Source organism: Methylocystis sp. H62 (assembly GCF_015709515.1).
Classification (GTDB): Bacteria; Pseudomonadota; Alphaproteobacteria; order Rhizobiales; family Beijerinckiaceae; genus Methylocystis.
Map to the genome: position 1 here is coordinate 219,799 of NZ_JADNQZ010000058.1, position 13,869 is coordinate 233,667.

General features: G+C 59.3%; 14 protein-coding genes. 5 read left to right on the top strand and 9 right to left on the bottom strand.

Annotated elements, in window-relative coordinates:
* The first annotated feature begins 202 nt into the window (after nt 1-202).
* Together IYY11_RS17745 and lldD are read left to right on the top strand one after the other, a co-directional pair.
* Entirely contained in the window at nt 203-1,285 is a 1,083-nt protein-coding gene (locus IYY11_RS17745) for a putative zinc-binding metallopeptidase (RefSeq protein WP_196405077.1), read from the top strand.
* Between the two features lie 204 nt (nt 1,286-1,489).
* Entirely contained in the window at nt 1,490-2,623 is a 1,134-nt protein-coding gene (lldD, locus tag IYY11_RS17750; RefSeq protein WP_196405078.1) for an FMN-dependent L-lactate dehydrogenase LldD, read from the top strand.
* Nucleotides 2,624-2,629: 6 nt separating this feature from the next.
* Here the strand turns inward: lldD and IYY11_RS17755 are convergent, their stop codons facing one another.
* The gene (locus tag IYY11_RS17755; protein WP_196405079.1) at nt 2,630-3,397 is read right to left on the bottom strand and encodes a carbonic anhydrase; all 768 of its coding nucleotides are present in this window, start codon (nt 3,395-3,397) and stop codon (nt 2,630-2,632) included.
* 333 nt (nt 3,398-3,730) lie between these two features.
* Between IYY11_RS17755 and IYY11_RS17760 the strand changes: the two genes are divergently transcribed.
* A complete protein-coding gene (locus tag IYY11_RS17760; RefSeq protein ID WP_246720100.1) occupies nt 3,731-3,922 on the top strand; it encodes a NepR family anti-sigma factor in 192 nt (63 codons plus the stop codon).
* 117 nt (nt 3,923-4,039) lie between these two features.
* Nucleotides 4,040-4,324: a PsiF family protein gene (locus tag IYY11_RS17765; RefSeq protein WP_196405081.1), complete on the top strand. Its 285-nt coding sequence runs from the start codon at nt 4,040-4,042 to the stop codon at nt 4,322-4,324.
* A gap of 33 nt (nt 4,325-4,357) precedes the next feature.
* Here IYY11_RS17765 and aqpZ read toward each other — a convergent pair whose 3' ends face one another.
* The 5 genes from aqpZ to IYY11_RS17790 form a co-directional block, all read right to left on the bottom strand.
* Nucleotides 4,358-5,059 carry an aquaporin Z gene (aqpZ, locus tag IYY11_RS17770; RefSeq protein ID WP_029651391.1) on the bottom strand — a complete coding sequence of 234 codons (702 nt, stop codon included), beginning with the start codon at nt 5,057-5,059 and terminating at the stop codon, nt 4,358-4,360.
* A 176-nt stretch (nt 5,060-5,235) separates the two neighbouring features.
* Nucleotides 5,236-6,204: a DUF5996 family protein gene (locus IYY11_RS17775; protein ID WP_196405082.1), complete on the bottom strand. Its 969-nt coding sequence runs from the start codon at nt 6,202-6,204 to the stop codon at nt 5,236-5,238.
* Between the two features lie 30 nt (nt 6,205-6,234).
* The gene (egtD, locus tag IYY11_RS17780) at nt 6,235-7,197 is read right to left on the bottom strand and encodes an L-histidine N(alpha)-methyltransferase (RefSeq protein ID WP_196405083.1); all 963 of its coding nucleotides are present in this window, start codon (nt 7,195-7,197) and stop codon (nt 6,235-6,237) included.
* Entirely contained in the window at nt 7,197-8,498 is a 1,302-nt protein-coding gene (egtB, locus tag IYY11_RS17785) for an ergothioneine biosynthesis protein EgtB (RefSeq protein WP_196405084.1), read from the bottom strand. The genes egtD and egtB overlap by 1 nt, the downstream gene beginning before the upstream one ends.
* A gap of 108 nt (nt 8,499-8,606) precedes the next feature.
* Nucleotides 8,607-9,323, bottom strand: coding sequence for a glutathione S-transferase (locus IYY11_RS17790; protein ID WP_196405085.1), 717 nt, complete (start codon nt 9,321-9,323; stop codon nt 8,607-8,609).
* Between the two features lie 187 nt (nt 9,324-9,510).
* On the opposite strand from IYY11_RS17790, the gene IYY11_RS17795 reads away from it, so the two are divergent.
* The gene (locus IYY11_RS17795; RefSeq protein WP_196405086.1) at nt 9,511-9,939 is read left to right on the top strand and encodes a cupin domain-containing protein; all 429 of its coding nucleotides are present in this window, start codon (nt 9,511-9,513) and stop codon (nt 9,937-9,939) included.
* A 42-nt stretch (nt 9,940-9,981) separates the two neighbouring features.
* On the opposite strand, the gene IYY11_RS17800 is transcribed toward IYY11_RS17795, so the two are convergent.
* Genes IYY11_RS17800 through IYY11_RS17810 form a run of 3 tightly spaced genes read right to left on the bottom strand, consistent with a single transcriptional unit; the run spans nt 9,982 to nt 13,862 of the window.
* Nucleotides 9,982-10,590, bottom strand: coding sequence for an NTP transferase domain-containing protein (locus tag IYY11_RS17800; protein ID WP_196405087.1), 609 nt, complete (start codon nt 10,588-10,590; stop codon nt 9,982-9,984).
* The gene (locus IYY11_RS17805; RefSeq protein WP_196405088.1) at nt 10,587-11,603 is read right to left on the bottom strand and encodes an XdhC family protein; all 1,017 of its coding nucleotides are present in this window, start codon (nt 11,601-11,603) and stop codon (nt 10,587-10,589) included. The genes IYY11_RS17800 and IYY11_RS17805 overlap by 4 nt, the downstream gene beginning before the upstream one ends.
* Complete coding sequence (locus tag IYY11_RS17810) at nt 11,604-13,862, bottom strand: xanthine dehydrogenase family protein molybdopterin-binding subunit (RefSeq protein WP_196405089.1); 2,259 nt, start codon at nt 13,860-13,862, stop codon at nt 11,604-11,606.
* Between the last annotated feature and the right edge of the window lie 7 nt (nt 13,863-13,869).

A 13,869-nucleotide genomic window follows, 5' to 3' on the forward strand; every position in this document is an offset into this window, starting at 1 on the left:
CTGAAGAGCCGCCAAAATGGCGGCTTTGTCCGAAATTGCGGCAATTAGCCTAGCAGGTGAATACGGGCTGCGCATTCAATTGGCGCCGGTATAGGATGCTCCGGAAGACCGAGTTCCCGAGCGACCGCCGCTCTGTCGTGACCAGGAACATTCCGCCCAGCAGCGCAGTTAAGGCCGCACGCGCGGTTCGGAAAGATCCTCCATGAAAGCCTTTCGATGCCAGGTTTGCCGCCAGAGCATACTTTTTGAGAACACCAAATGCGAAAGTTGCGGGCACACGCTCGGCTATTTGCCGAAGCATGGCGAGATGACCGCAGTCGAACCCGTCGGTAACGGATGGCGCGCGCACGCTGACGGCGCTCGCGAATATCGCTTCTGCAAGAACTGGGAGCTGCACGGATGTAATTGGATGGTCGAAAAGGGCGGTCCCTCGGAGTATTGCTTCGCCTGCCAGCATAATCGAACCGTGCCTGATTTGTCGGACGACAAGCGCCACGCCGCGTGGCGGAAAATCGAAGCCGCTAAACGGAGGCTCTTTTACAGCCTGATCAGACTGAATCTTCCTGCGCCAACGGCGTCCGAGAACGACGGCGAGCCGCTCGTCTTTGATTTCTTGGCTGAGGAGGCGTCGCAACGGCCGGTGCTGACCGGCCATGACTCCGGACTGATTACGATCGCTTTGAAGGAAGCGGACGACCCCGTCCGGGAAAAAATGCGCGATGAGATGGGTGAGCCCTATCGTACGTTGCTCGGACATTTCAGGCATGAGATCGGCCATTATTATTGGGATCGCATCGTGCCGCACTCGCAATATCTTCGGCCGTTTCGTGAACTCTTTGGGGACGAGCGGGAAGACTATGCCGCCGCCCTAAAGAGACATTATGAGGAAGGGCCTCCAGGCGACTGGCGACAAAAGCACATAAGCGCATACGCCTCTTGTCATGCATGGGAAGATTTTGCGGAAACCTTCGCGCATTATCTCCATATCGTCGACACGCTCGAAACCGGTCGTAGCGCGGGGCTCGTGGTGCGGCGGGACGACGGTTCTTCGGCGCGGGTCGAATTTGATCCCTACGGCTATCCCGACATCAATGAGATGGTCGATAGTTGGCTGGATATTTCGTTCGCGTTGAACAACATCAACCGATCTATGGGTCAGCCCGATATCTATCCCTTCGTGATTTCCTCGGTCGTGAAAGAAAAGCTGAGCTTTGTCCAAAACCTTCTCATGGATCACGCCCAGCGCCACGTCGCCGTCGCCGCGCCGCGCGCCGCGTGTTGCTAATCCATCCATTCGCGGCGCCAGGCCGGCTCGCAGGCGAAGCGCTCTTGAGCTTTGACGAAGCTGCAAGGGTCCAAAGACGATAGATCGGTTTGACGATGCGCCGCGCTCCTGCGATCAAGGCGGAAGGCGTGAGCCCTCGATGCGCGCCTGTGCGTTCAGGCGTAGGCTCGCGCTCCAGCGCCCGACCAGTCTTTGGGGAATCGGATGATTGTTTCGTCGGCTTCGGATTATCGAAAGGTCGCACAGCGCAAGCTGCCGCGCTTCCTCTTTGATTATATCGATGGCGGGGCGAACGCCGAAGACACCCTGCAGGCCAATGTCGCTGATTTGAGAGCGGTGAACCTCAGACAGCGCGTGTTGAAGAACGTTACCGGCCTCAGTCTCGCGACGGAATGGTTCGGTCAGCCTTCCGAGCTTCCCGTGATCCTGGCGCCTGTCGGGCTGAGCGGGATGTTTGCTCGTCGGGGTGAGGTCCAGGCGGCCAATGCTGCGGCGAAGAAGGGCATTCCGTACGTGCTGTCGACGCTCTCGGTCTGTTCGCTCGAAGAAGTCGCGTCGCAATGCGCCGCAGGAACCCTCTGGTTCCAGCTCTACGTGCTCAAAGACCGCGGATTCATGCAGTCGATGCTGGAGCGGGCCCAGCGCGCAGGCATAAACAAACTTGTCTTCACGGTAGACCTTCCCGTGCATGGATCGCGCTACCGCGACGCCCATTCCGGTCTGTCAGGGCCCATCGCCAGACCGCGGCGCTTTCTTCAGGCGATCGCGAAACCGGGCTGGTCCTTTGACGTGGGGATCAGGGGCCGACCGCACGATCTCGGCAACATCTCAAAATATCTCGGCAAGGCGACCGGACTGCAGGATTACATCGGCTGGCTTGGAAAAAACATTGATCCATCGATCAGCTGGTCGGACCTCGAATGGATCCGCGAGTTCTGGAAGGGGCCTTTGATCCTCAAGGGCATATTGGATCCCGAGGATGCACGGGACGCCGTGCGGTTTGGAGCGAATGGAATCATCGTTTCCAATCACGGCGGACGACAGCTCGACGGCGCGCTCTCAACGGTCAAAGCCTTGCCGCCGATCGTCGACGCCGTCGGAAGCGATCTCGAAGTATTTGCCGATTCGGGCGTGCGGTCCGGACTGGACGTGGTGCGCATGCTGGCGCTCGGCGCAAAGGGCGTCCTGCTTGGCCGCGCCGCCGCATATGCGTTGGCGGCGGCTGGACAGGAGGGCGTCGAGAATATGCTCGAGATCTTCGCCAAAGAAATGCGCGTGGCGATGACTTTGACGGGCGTCACTTCGATTGCGCAGATTGATCGGCGCATTCTTGCGTAATTAGCTTCACGCAAAAAGATCCACACGACCGTCGCCGAGCCGGTAAATTCCGCTCGCGATTTTGAAGCGCTTTTCATTGAAAGCGGCGCTGAGCAAAGGCGTTGCGGTCTTCAACGTCTCAACACATAGCCGCGCGTTTTCCATCGTCGCGTTTTCCAACGGATCGCCTGGTCGGCCGGCGACGGCTTTGACCGCCGGCGCCAGAGCAGCGACGAGCGAGGGAAGGTGGCCAGGCAAAGTCGTATGATCCTGTATCGAGGAAATCGCCGATTTAACCGCGCCGCAGGCTTCGTGACAGAGCACCAGAATCACAGGCGTCTTCAGCACCTCCACCGCATATTCCAAGCTCGCGATATTGTCCGGGTTCGCGAAGTTGCCGGCGACGCGAACGACGAAGAGATCTCCGCGCGAACTGTCAAAGGCGTATTCCGGCGCAATCCGGGAATCGGCACAGCTGAGAACCGCGGCGTAGGGATTTTGTCCGCCGACGAGGGCCTCGCGCTCGGCGAAGAAGTCGTGCCGTCTTGCGATACCCTTCTGATATCGCCTGTTGCCCTCCAGCAGCCGCGCCAACGCGTCGTCCGGACTCATCACATTCTCAGGCTTGGGCGGCGCGCTACTCGGCTTGGCTTGTTTCGACTTGGATTTTCGGCCCTGGGCGCTCGCGCTTCCAACGACCGTCAGCGCGCCCGCCGTGGCGGCGCCGAACACAAAGGCTCTGCGGAGCATTTTGCTTCCATGAACAATATCGGTAAAGCCACACGCCTGACACATACGCGATCCTCCGAGAGAGAAAACAACGCTCTGCACAGGCATAGCGCCACATCGATCGATATTGAAAGCGCCCACTCGAGCTCGGCCTTTTACCGCGGTCAAAGATTGCTTTGCCTTCAACGCTGACAAGAGCGCCATGCGAATAGCTGCCGCCGCCGAAGACGGATGGCGGGCCGATTGAGCAGGATCCGATGTGTCTTATTTACCATAAATTTTACAAATCGCCTCTTGCGGGCCCGCCCGGGAGCGTCGCTCACATTATGGCCGCAACCTAAGTCGACGCTAACCACGTCCGCTATGGACGAGTGGAGGCGTAACATGCGTCGGTCCCCTATGCGTGACCGAAAGGTCGGCGATGAAATCGGCGAATTGCTACGGCAAACGTACGACGACGTTCTTCGCGAGCCGCTTCCCGATCGATTACGTGATCTGTTGGAGGGGCTGGAAACGGACAGGCCGTTCTTTTTAGCGGAAGCGCGAGCGCGCGAAGACAGCGACGCCGCTAACACTCTCATAGAGCGTTGACGTCGTCGGCGCGTGGGTCGTCGATCACGGGCTCAAGTCATGTCAGGAGACCGTCGCCATTGCGCGAACTTGCCTCGGTATCATTGCAATTGCACGCGAAAAATATAGGAGGACAACATGTCGAGAAGAATTTTGACCGTCAGTATATGCGTCGCTGGCGCTTTGATTTCGGCCGCCGCGTTCGCACAAACAACGCCGGCTGGCCCGGACTGCGCCGCCCAGGCGACGGAAAAGAAGCTGCACGGCGCAGCGCAGAAAAGTTTTATGAGAAAGTGCGACAGAGACGCCGCTGCGAGCGCCTGCGATGTGGCTGCAACTGAAAAGAAACTATCAGGCGCAGCTCGGACGAGCTTCACGAAGAAGTGTGTCAGGGACGCTGCGGCGAAGCCCAGCGTCCACTGATTGCGTATAAATCAGGAGGTCGCTTCGTGTCGCTCAGTCATCAGCAAGGGCAAAGCGATGAATGAGTCCCCCGATGACGGCGCCGACAAGCGGCGCGACCCAGAATAGCCAGAGTTGTTCGAGGGCCCAGCCGCCGACGAAGAGCGCCTGGCTTGTCGAGCGCGCAGGATTCACCGAAGCGTTGGTGATGGGGATGTCGACCAGATGGATCAGCGTCAGCGCCAATCCGATGGCGATTGGCGCGAAGGCGACCGGCGCGCGACCTTCCGTCGTTCCCAGAATGACAAGCAGGAAAAACGCCGTCAGCACGATTTCCGCAAGAAGGCCAGACTGCCATGTGTATCCAGCGGGGGAATGTTCGTCATAACCGTTGGCGGCAAAGCCGTTGGCGAGCGAAAAATCAATGTTGCCCTGAGCGATCTTGAGCAGCACGAACGCCGCAAATGTCGCGCCGAGAAGCTGCACTATCCAGAAGGGTCCGACGTCCTTCCAGGAGAAGCGGCCGGCCGTCGCGACGCCGAGCGTCACCGCCGGGTTGAAATGGCCGCCAGATACGGGGCCGAAGGCGTAAGCGCCCGTCAGCACCGTGAGTCCGAAGGCGAGCGCCACGCCGAGAAAGCCGATGCCGAGCTGGGGAAAGCCGGCGGAAATCACCGCGCTGCCGCAGCCGCCGAACACGAGCCAAAAAGTCCCAAGAAATTCAGCGAGAAGCCTGCGTGGAAGAGAATGCCGCATTTAAGATCTCCATCGGTCGGGGGACGAATGAATTCGTGAATCGAAGGAAAGCTTAGCGCAAAGCCATGGTTTGATCGAGTGCCGACATGCCGCGGCAAGGTCAGCGAGGACCGGCTCGGGGTCCTAGATCCGAGTGTGAAAAAAACAGAATGTCGCACGCGGATCGGTAGAACACCTTATCCGCGAATGGGACGCGGGACGCCGACATGTCCTAATGGACATTCGAGCGCCACGCGGTCCCATCCGCCGGCGTCGGCGGCAGCGTCATATGTGCTTTGCAAAAAGCGCAGCAGTGTCGCATCTGGATGTTCGGCGTTTCGCACGATGTCGTAGGGCAGGATGAATTCCTTGAGATCCTGGCTAAAAAATGCGTCGTCGGGTTCAACCTTAGCGCGATCGAATCCAGGCGGCGCGGGATAGGCGTAGGAATAGAAAGCGGGAAAGTCGATCGAGCCGCCGCCAGGCCAAAAGCCCGCGCTGCTCACCTCATGCGAGTAAGCTTCGCGCACAACAACGTCCGCAAGATTTGGAACGCCCCCGGGATGGCGCGGCGCACGGCGACCAGAAAACCTGGTCACCGCCAAATCAAAACTGCCCCAAAAAAAATGCACAGGGCTGACCTTGCCGACGAAGCCCGTGCGAAAGGTTTTGAAGACGCGATCAGCTTGCACAAGCAATCTCCAAAAGCAGTTTGCATAGACAGGATCGTAGTCGGCATGAATCCGGTCCGCGGTGAAGGGAAGCGCATCTGATATCTCGTTGGGATGTTCGTTGATGCGCACAAAAATCCCCAACTCTTCGAGCCTGCTGAAAAGATGCGCGTAAAAGTCGGCGACAGTCTGAGATCGGAGCTGCATTTGGCGTTCGTCGCCATCGCTCGTGGTTATGCGAAGCACGTGATCTATAAAATCGAAATCAATCTGAAAGACGCTTGCGCCATATGCGATTGGCGACGTGGTGAGGCCACGCGTCGTCACATAAAGCGCAACGTGCCAGGAGTGGTTTTGCCAGGGAGTCAGCGACAACCGGATCTTGCCGACGATCTGAGTCCAGAGATGCAGAGTCGTATAGGTCTCTCGCCAAGCCAAGTAAGGCAACGCTGGCCAAGCGTTTCGCTCTGCTTCGCTCACCTTGGTCGCAGTCATTTAACGCGTCCCGGCTGCGTCGCCCTCCGCTCAAGGCGCGACCAATTTATGTACGCTGAACAAGCTTAGGTCATCTTTCCATACGCGCAGAGGGGTCCACCCCGCCGCCTGCGTGATCAGATGGAACTCCTCGATCGTGTATTTGTAAGCGCTTTCGGTGTGAATCGTCTCCGCTTCCCGGAAGCGAATTTTTCTTCCCGCCACCCAGACGTCCTGATCCTTCAAACTGACGAGATGCATCTCAATGCGTCCTTCGAAGGGCTCGTAGGTCGCCGCATGGCGAAAAGCTTGAAGATCGAACGTCGCATCGAGTTCACGATTGATGCGCGCAAGGAGATTGAGATTGAAGGCGGCGGTGACGCCATTTGCGTCATCGTAAGCCGCAACAAGCTGGCGAACGTCTTTTTTCAGATCGACGCCGATGATCAGCTTTCCGCGCGGCGAAAGCGTCTCTCGCATCGCGCGTAGCAACTGCGTCGCCTCCGCAGGGACGAAATTGCCGATCGTCGATCCAGGGAAAAATCCCAGCTTAGGCCGTGGCGCCAATTCGGGAGGAAGCTCGATCGGATGCGAAAAATCGGCCAGTAGCAGCTGAATATTGAGCCCGGAAAATCGCGCCGTCAGCCGCTCTCGGGCATCTCTGAGAGCGCTTTCCGAAATATCGATCGGCACATAAGCGTGTAGTCGCCGCATATGTCCCAGCAGGATTTCCGTCTTGATGCTCGAACCGGAGCCGAACTCGACGAGAACCGTCTCTCCGACCGCTCCCTCGATCATCTGCATCGCATTGGCTGTGAGAATCCCAACTTCGACTCTCGTGGGATAGTACTCGGGCTGCCGCGTAATGTCTTCGAAGAGCGCGCTGCCTGCGGCGTCATACAGGAAGCGACAGGGAAGACTCTTCTTCGGCCGGGACAGGCCCTCCAGGACGCTAACGGCGAAGTCGTCCGCTTGCCGCACGAGCGGCGCTGAGCGTTCCGAGGCCTTCGACATCAGGCAACCTCCGAAGCGAGGCGCAGGCCTAAAAACTGCCAACGCTGATGGGGATAAAAGAAATTGCGATAGCTCGGGCGGATGTGACCTTGCGGGGTCACACAGGAGCCGCCGCGCAACACATGCTGACCAACCATGAACTTGCCGTTGTATTCTCCGAGCGCTCCCTCGGGGGCGCGATAGCCCGGATAGGGCAGATAGGCGCTCTGGGTCCATTCCCAGACATCGCCGAACATCTGACGCGGCGACCCATTGGGTTCGGCTTCAGCCGGCAACGGGCGCAATGCAGCCCCCCTTTGAAGAAAGTTTCCCTTGTTGGGCGCTGTGGCCGCGGCGACCTCCCATTCGAATTCGGTCGGCAATCGCTTGCCAGACCATCGCGCAAAAGCATCGGCTTCGTAGTAGCTCACATGCGCAACCGGCGCGTCGAGGCTTAGCGGCTGCGATCCTTCGAGCGACAACTCAAACCACTCTTCGTCACGAAACTCCCAATAGAGTGGCGCATGCCAGTTTTCGCGCATGATCGCGGCCCAGCCATCGGACAGCCATAGGGTCGCGGTCTCGTAGCCGCCGTCGTCGACGAATGCCAACCACTCCCGGTTTGTGACCAGGCGGTCAGCAAGCCGAAACGGGCGCAGGAGCACATCATGGCGGGGGCCCTCATTGTCCCAAGCAAAACCCTTTCCCTGGTGACCGATCGGATAGACGCCGCCGGCAAAATCGATCCAGCGTAGCGGTTCGCTTGGCGCGGGAACGGAGCGTGGCTGCGGCGGGCGGTAGGCTGGCTTTAGGGGATTCGCAGCGAAAAGGGAGAGGATGTCTGTGAGCATCAGCTCCTGATGTTGCTGCTCGTGATTGATCCCAACCTCGAGCGTATGAATCAACGCTGGCGGCGCCTCGGTTTGATCAGCAAGGAGCTGCGTCAACGCCAAGTCCACATGCTGCCGATAGGCGAGAACGCGATCGAGCGACGGCCTAGTGAGAAGTCCGCGCTTCGGCCTCGGCTGCCGAGCGCCAAGGTGCTCATAATACGAGTTGAAGCAATAGTTGAACGCCTCATCGAATAGCGAATAGTCTGTTAGATACGGCGTCAAGACAAAGGTCTCAAAAAACCAGGTCGTATGAGCGAGATGCCATTTGATGGGGCTGGCGTCCTCCATCGCTTGGACGACCATGTCTTCGGCGCTGAGCGGAGCCGCAAGTTCGATCGAAAGCCTGCGGGTTTCAAAAAGACGATCGCTCAAGGCGTTGGAGGCGCTCGCCGAAAACGGCGAATCCGGAACCAAGGCTAATCCACCCATCAAGATCTCTCCAAGAAGCAAGCCGAACCCGAGCGGCATGCCCGGACAAGGTGAGCATATAGGGCGAGGCGATCAATCTAAGGTCCGTGCAGGGATTGATCCCGCTGATCAGTCATCGAGTTCAGGATAGTGACGAAATATACCTTGCTCGTTGAATTTCACCCTGCGATCGCTATCGAGGTATGCGCGAATGCGCGGGCGTTGTGCGACCATCATGCAAAGGGCGGACACGCGCGGCGACTTGGCGAGGATGGGTTTTGTTGTGTCGGGAAACGCATAGAGCAAGCCTTCGACGGTTTGGAATAGGGAGAGATCGACGTAGCTTAAGGTATCGCCGACGAGGTGCGCGTCGCCGTCGGGATTGCGGGCGAGGATCGTTTCGAACCAATCGAGATATTTTTGTATCCTTTCCTCGCGGAACCACTTCGCTCTGCGTGAGGCCTCGGGTTTCTGCTCCTCGTAGTACAAATCGCCGCCCAACGGGTGATGGGTGTCGTGAGCCTCGCCGACCAGGTCAGCGATCGTCAACTGAATTTGGTGAACCCAAAGTCTGCGCGCCGCGTCGCTCGGAGCGAGATCGTGACGATCTCCGAGATAAAGCAATATTGCGGCGGTCTGTCCGATGACCACCTGTCCGTCTTTCAAGAACGGCGGTGCGAATGACGGATGGGCGAGGTCGGTTCGCTCGAGAAAAGCCACAAGCGTCGCCTCGGCGTTTGGCTCACGCGCCATATCAATGTAGCTGGCGCCGGCCTCTTCCAGCACGAGCCTCACGAACTCTCCACGTCCCTGAATGCCGGGCCAATAATAGAGCTCATAGGGCATGACTGAGCCTGCAGTTTCTGCGGCGCTGGAAGTATCCAGCGCGGGAGGTCGTCTCGAACGTCAATCGCTTGATGGCCGCTTATGCTGCAACATATTCCCTGAGCCGCACACATCAAGGTGGCGCCGCTCTTTGATGTGCATGGAAGCCCCAACGCAGTCGCGCGGGTTCTCGCGGCCGGAGGGCGCGATGGATCGAAGCCACCAGCCAGGTCAAGCCGATTTTAGAACGATTCTGCCGGAAGACATCGACTGGAAACCCTTTCCCGGCTTTCCTCCCCAGGCGCGACTGGCCGTGCTTGTTGGAGATCCCGCACAAGCAGGGCCTTACTTGATAAGGGTCAGGGTGCCTTCGGGCGTGAAACTCATGCCGCATAGACATCCTGAAGACCGAGTCTACACGGTCATGTCAGGCGTTTTCTATATCGGCCTCGGCGATCGATTTGACGGCGAAAAGGTCAACGCCTATCCACCAGGCAGCGTCATCATTCTGCCCGGCGATACGGCGCATTTTCATTGGGCAAAGTCTGGCGAGTATGTCACGCAGGTGACGGCCATGGGTCCATTGGGACTCGAATATATGGACGCGAACGACGATCCAAGAAGCAAACTTCGCTGAACGCCTTGGGGACCGAGTAGCGCCAGCGGGCGCAAAAGCCCTTTAAGGACTCGCGATTTTCCATCGCAAACGCGCAGCTTCCAAATCAGTGGGCACATCAATGTCGATATGGGCGCCTTCATCAAGGACGAGCGCCTGCTTTTGAGAATCCTCGCAGTTCTGCAGCAAATGCTTGGCGCCCGGCGACCCAGAGAGCGACGCCAGCGAGGCGAAGAATCGCCGGGGCCACAAAACCGGGTTACGCTGCTCACCCTTTGACGTCGTTGGATAGGTGATCAAAGCGCCCCGGCTTTCAATAAAATCGGCCGTCAGGTCTTTGATCAGATCCGATGTCAAAAAAGGCAGATCGCCCGGCACCACAAACGCCCCTTGAACTTGCTGGCCGAGCGCCATGACGCCGACGGCGATCGACGATCCCATGCCGCTTTCCCAGTTCAGATTATGTGCAAATCGAAGCGGCAAGCCTTCGAGAGCGTTTTCGATCCGCGGGTGATCGCAGCCGGTAACGACGACAACTTCAACGCCGCTGCAGACGATTGCTTCGGCCACCCTGCGGATGAGCGGCTTCCCGCCAAGGTCGCAGAGAAGCTTGTTGCTCTCCCCAAACCGCTTCGAGGCTCCAGCAGCCAAAAGCACAGCTGCAATGTTCACCCTTGCCTCGTTGCGCGCGCGACCTTGACAATTTCAGCGAGAATCGAGACGGCGATCTCAGCTGGTCCCTTCGCGCCAATCGGCAGTCCGACCGGGGCGCTGATGCGCGCCAGCTCCGTATCGTTGAAGCCTGCGGCGACGAGGCGTTGCAGGCGCTTCGCGTGTGTCCGCGTCGAGCCCAGGGCGCCAATATACAGACAGTGCGAGCGCAGCGCCTCGGTGAGCGCTTCATCGTCAATGGCGGCTGCGTGGGTCAGAGCGACCACTGCGGTCCTTGGGTCGAGCCCCAAGGACTTCAGCGAGATTTCAGGCCAGTCGGTGAGACTTTTGAGATCGCCGAGGCGGTCGGCGCTGGCAAATGCGGCGCGCGGGTCGACGACGACGACGTCATAGCCAATGCGGTTCGCGAGATCAGCGAGGACTTGGCCGACATGCGTCGCGCCGATAATGACCACGCGAACTGGCGGGGTGAGCGCGTGCAAGAAGACCGGCGCATCGCCGAGAGAGAGAAGCCGACTTTCACCCGAAACGAGGCATTGGTCGATCTCAGTCGGCATCGGTTCCCCGGCGTCGAATAGGCGCCGCTCGCCGGTCGCAAGCGTCGTGAGCACGGCAAGCGACGTCCGCGCGCGGCGTGCTGAAAATACTCTGTCGAGAAAAGCTGAATCTCGCTCACGCCGCAGCGGCTCGACATAGATGCTGATAGCGCCGCCGCAGGGCAGGCCGGCCTTCCACGCCCGTTCCTCTCCGACTCCGAACTCCAGCAGTCTCGCCTTGTCGCGCGCCAGAACGTCCGCCGCTTCGGTAATCACGTCCGCTTCGACGCAACCGCCGGAGACAGAGCCCTCGAATTGTCCGCCTGGACCGATGGCCATTTGGCCGCCGACCGGCACGGGCGACGAACCCCAGGTGGAGACGACGGTCGCCAACGCCGCCTCTCCGAATTCCTGCAGCCGGCTGCGGGCGCTCGTCAGCGCGTCTCTTGCCCGGCCATGGTCTGGGACATAATTCATTTACGCCGCGTGGTTGCTCGTGGGCTGCCTCAACTCGAGCAGCTTATCGATGGTGATCGGAAGATCGCGGACGCGCACGCCGGTGGCGTGAAAGACTGCATTGGCGATCGCGGCGGCCGTGCCGACGATGCCGATTTCGCCGACGCCCTTCACGCCGAGCGGGTTTAGCCGATGCTCCTGCTCGTCGACAAAAATAACGTCGATGGCGTGGACGTCGGCATGCACCGGCACGTGGTATTCCGCGAGATTGTGATTCATGAACCGACCGTATCGATGGTCGATCACCGTCTCTTCGTGAAGCGCCATGCCGATGCCGCCGACGACGGCGCCAAGGATCTGACTGCGTGCTGTTTTAGGATTCAAAATGCGCCCCGCCGCGACCGCGCTGACGACGCGCGCGACGCGCAGCATGCCAAGCTCCTCATCGAGCCGCACCTCGGCGAACACCGCCGAATGCGCGTAATGCGAATATTCTTCCAAGGCGCGCTCATCTGGCGCCGCCGACACTTCCGACCTGATGGGTTCCTTGAGACCCATCACTACTTCCGACAGCGGCATGGCGCGAGAGGGATCGCTCGTCATTCGGATTTGACCGTCGACTATCGTCACATCCGCAACGTCGACGCCCTGGAGTGGTGAGCTATTGATCGCGCTTGCGTGCTTGAGAAGTTCTTTGCGTATGCCTTTACATGCCTCCACCACCGCTGAGCCGGCGGAGGCGGCCGTCCAGGATCCGCCTTCGACAGGAGCGCTCGGCAAATCGGAATCGCCAATTTTGACAATGACTTTGTCGAGCGGAAGGCCGAGCATTTCAGCGCCAATCTGGGCCAGAATCGTGTAGGTCCCGGTGCCAATGTCGGCCGTGGCGCAGGCGATTTCCAATGTCCCGTCAGGCGCGAGAATCGCCCTGGCGCTCGTCGGCACAAAAAACGCTGACCAAATCCCCGTCGCCATGCCGTAGCCGATCAGTTCGCGTCCCTCTCGCATCGAACGCGGCTCGGGCCGACGCTTGGACCAGCCGAAGCGCTCGGCGCCCTGCAGATAGCAGTCCTTCAACGCCTTGCTCGAAATAGGCCTGTTTTTGTTCTGATCCCTCTCGGAATAATTCTTGAGGCGAAGTTCTAATGGATCGACGCCAACCGCATAGCTGAGTTCGTCCATAGCGCTTTCAAGCGCATACATGCCGACAGCGCCGCCGGGCGCCCGCATGTCACAAGGCGTGAAGAGATCGAGCCGTGCAAGCCTCGACGTGACCGTCGAGTGATCGCATGAATAAAGCGCGCCAGACCAAACGACGGTGGGCTCCTGGTAGTCTTCAAAGCGAGACGTATTGGCGATCGCATCATGCTTCACGGCCACCAATCGTCCATCGTTCTCGGCTCCCAGCGTTAGCGTCTGGAGTGTTTGCGGACGATAGCCAAGCGTGAACATCTGCTGGCGCGTCAGCGTGACCCTGACCGATCGCTTGAGGCCAATGGCGGCGAGCGCCGCCATGAACAGCTGATAATTTGGCCTAAGACCGGCTCCGAAGGCGCCACCGACATAGGGAGACAAGACCCGCACTTTGTCCTTGGCCAGGCCGAATACGCTACACAAATATTCCTGGCAATTGGGCGCGCCCTGCGTTTTATCATAGACCGTGAGGCGGCCGTCGTTCCAAACCGCCGTGCTCCCGAAGGTTTCCATCGGGTTATGGTGCTCGACCGGCGTGCGATATTCTGTTCGAATACGCGTGGGCGATCGCGACAAGGCGCTGTCGACATCTCCGCGGGCGGGCGGATCCCAATCCGGCGCTCGCTTCTCCGGCGGCTCAAAAGCTTGGTCGATCTGCGTATCGAGATCGGTGACCGCCTCTTCAGTTTCATATCTTATATCGACAAGACTCGCGGCAAAGCGCGCAATTTCGAGCTCCTCCGCAACAACGAGCGCCACGGGTTGCCCCGAGAACAGAATCTCGCCGTCGTAAAGCGGGCGGAAGGGCGATCCCGGCGCGGCGACTTGATCCGTATATTTTTCATGCGAAGAGGGGAGGGAGGGCCTGTTGTCGTGGGCGAACACTTCGATCACACCGGGCACAGCGAGCGCCGCGCTTCGGTCTATGCTTATAATTCGGCCTTTGGCGACCACGCTTGAGACCACAACGCCATAGGCGAGGCCGGGCGCGCTAAATTCAGCGGCGTATTTCGCCCGCCCCGTGACCTTTGCCGGACCGTCAATTCGCGAGACCGGCTTTCCGATGCTGTTTGTTCCGACAGACATAGCGCGG